We start from the raw sequence: 2531 nt of genomic DNA on the forward strand, positions 1-2531 counted from the left end.
GGTGTGCTCATGCTTCGAAGTCTGCTCGCCCATCCCGGCACTCGGATGCGTAGTCCTACTCGAGTGCGCACGGTACTTCCCCGGCAAAAATCAGATGCCGTTACCCATCCTGGTGGATAGTCTCGGTCCGGTATCCGGAGTTGTTCCAGAACAGTCAGACGGCAGGAGTGATCGATGACCCGCAGACATATCGCCATGGTGAGCATTCCGGCACCGGGCCACGTCAATCCGAGCCTGGCGATCATCGCGCGTCTCGTCGCCGCCGGTCACCGCGTCACCTATGCCAACGACGAGTCGATGCGTGAGATCATCGAGGCGACCGGGGCCGAATTCGCACCGTACGTCTCCACGCTGCCCAGCCTCGTCCCTTCTCCCGACGGCGCCGAACCCGAGAAGAGCTGGGACGGGGATCTGATCGATCAGTTGACGATTTTCCAGGACGATTACGAGTCGATGCTGCCGCAGCTACGCCGAATCTACGAAGACGATCGCCCTGACCTCTTTCTCTACGACATCGCCGGCATTCCGGCACGAATACTGGCTCAGCAGTGGGGCGTTCCCATCATCCAGTTATCGCCGACGTACGTTGCCTGGGACGGTTACGAAGCCGACGCCGCACCGATGTACGACGAAATTCGTTCCGATCCGAGAGGCGTCGACCTGCTCGATCGGGAGACCCGGTTCTTCCGCGCCGAAGGCGTCGAGGTCGATCCACGTGAGTTCACCGGACGCCCACCCCGTGCAATCGTGCTGATCGCAGAATCGATGCAGCCCAACGCCGAACGCGTGAACCGCGACGTCTACACGTTCGTCGGCCCCGCACTCGAACCGAGCAGTCAACCTTGGGTGAACCCGGATCCCGAACGCAAGCTCTTGTTGATCTCGCTGGGTTCAGCATTCACCGATCATCCGGATTTCTACCGCACCTGCGTCGAGGCTTTCGGCCAGATGGACGGCTGGCACGTCGTCCTCCAGATCGGAAAGCAGGTGCAGATCTCAGATCTCGGACCATTGCCCGACAACGTCGAAATACACCGTTGGGTACCGCAGTTCGCGATTCTGCAGCAGGCCGACGCGTTCGTGACCCACGCGGGTATGGGCGGATCCAGCGAGGGACTGGTGACCGGGACACCCATGATCGCAGTGCCGCAAGCCGTCGATCAGTTCGGCAACGCCGACTCGCTCGTCGACGCCGGTGTCGCAGTACGCGTCGACAGCGCTACCGTCACGGCAGTAGAGCTTCGTGAGGCGCTGACTCTGGTGAGCGCCGACGAGTTCCGCCGACGCAGCGCGGAGTTGGCAGAAGAACTCGCAGCGGCGGGCGGTGTGTCCCGCGCCGTCGAATTGATCGAAGCCGCTCTACCCGGCAGCGGGCCCAGATAATGTCTGCTACCAGTGCCAGGCGTCGCCGCCCACGTTCTTGATGGTTCGCTGCAGCACAGTGATGGTGGTGACAAACTCCTCTTCGGTGATTCCCTGCATCCGCTCTTCCTGCAGCATCTGCTGTACCCGCGCGGCGCGATCGAACTGCTCGGAGCCCGCATCAGTCGGGCGAAGGACAGACCCGTCTTCGCGCGCCCACCCCAGTTCGAGGGCAGAGTCGACGGCGTCATCGATCACGTCGGTGGATTCGTTCGGACCGATCGTCCGCAAGAGGACAGCACGCTCCACCCCTTCAGGGTGCAGCGAAAGTTGGTGCAGGACCCACCACCCCGGCTGGGTGACGCCGATCGCTTCGAGTGCTCCGCGCGTGCGCGTGCGAATCGCTTCACCGGCTCGCGCGGTCCAGAATCCGATCGGCTGGTTGGCCGGTGGCTGCATCGCTTGTTTGTTCATGCACACGACGATAAAACCTCAACGGAAGTTCAGGTCAACCACCAGCGAGGTGAAGTTCTACATATGTTGCGTGATTGCTCTGCCGATAATGCGGGCGGCGTCGGGGAACTCACCCGGGTTCGGTCCGGCGTAGTTGAGCCGCAAGAACTTTCCAGTCGGTTCTGCCGGGAACCAATCGTCGCCGGCCCCGACGATGACGCCGGCCGACCGGCAGTCCTGCACCACGCGTTCGACGTTCGTGGTGTCCGGGAGCCGAAGCCAGAGGTTGAGTCCGCCTTTCGGTACGGCGTCGAGGTGAGCGTCCGGCGCGTGCTCGCGCAGACTCGACACGAGGAGGTCGCGTCTGGCCTCGAGTTGGTGACGAAGCCTACGCAAGTGCGTTCGCCAGGCCGGTTGGGTCACGACGTCGAGCGCTACCGCTTGCAGCATGCCGCTGACGTACATCGAATCTGCCTGTGTATCAGCCAGAATCCGCTCGTACGCCGGACCCCGAGCGATCAATCCGGCAACTCGCACCGATGGGGACACGCTCTTGGTCAGCGCACGAAGGTAGACGACGTGACCGCTGTCGTCTCGTGCAGCGATGGGGCTGGGATCTGCGGTGATTCCGAAGTCGAGCGCCGAACTGTCCTCGATGAGGAATGCGCCGTGCCGACGGACGGTGTCGAGAACCTTGTCAGCCAACGACGGCGACC

General features: G+C 62.8%; 3 protein-coding genes. 1 reads left to right on the forward strand and 2 read right to left on the reverse strand.

Going from position 1 to position 2531, the window contains the following annotated elements; genetic code table 11:
* The first annotated feature begins 174 nt into the window (after nucleotides 1-174).
* Nucleotides 175-1383: a macrolide family glycosyltransferase gene (locus A2J01_RS03445; RefSeq protein WP_064111953.1), complete on the forward strand. Its 1209-nt coding sequence runs from the start codon at nucleotides 175-177 to the stop codon at nucleotides 1381-1383.
* A 6-nt stretch (nucleotides 1384-1389) separates the two neighbouring features.
* Here A2J01_RS03445 and A2J01_RS03450 read toward each other — a convergent pair whose 3' ends face one another.
* The gene (locus A2J01_RS03450) at nucleotides 1390-1836 is read right to left on the reverse strand and encodes a MarR family winged helix-turn-helix transcriptional regulator (RefSeq protein WP_007734451.1); all 447 of its coding nucleotides are present in this window, start codon (nucleotides 1834-1836) and stop codon (nucleotides 1390-1392) included.
* Nucleotides 1837-1893: 57 nt separating this feature from the next.
* On the reverse strand, nucleotides 1894-2531 hold a 638-nt coding region (locus A2J01_RS03455; RefSeq protein WP_156519146.1), incomplete at its 5' end, for an aminotransferase class I/II-fold pyridoxal phosphate-dependent enzyme.

The sequence above is a fragment of the Rhodococcus sp. EPR-134 genome, assembly GCF_001647205.1.
Classification (GTDB): domain Bacteria; phylum Actinomycetota; class Actinomycetes; order Mycobacteriales; family Mycobacteriaceae; genus Rhodococcus_F; species Rhodococcus_F qingshengii.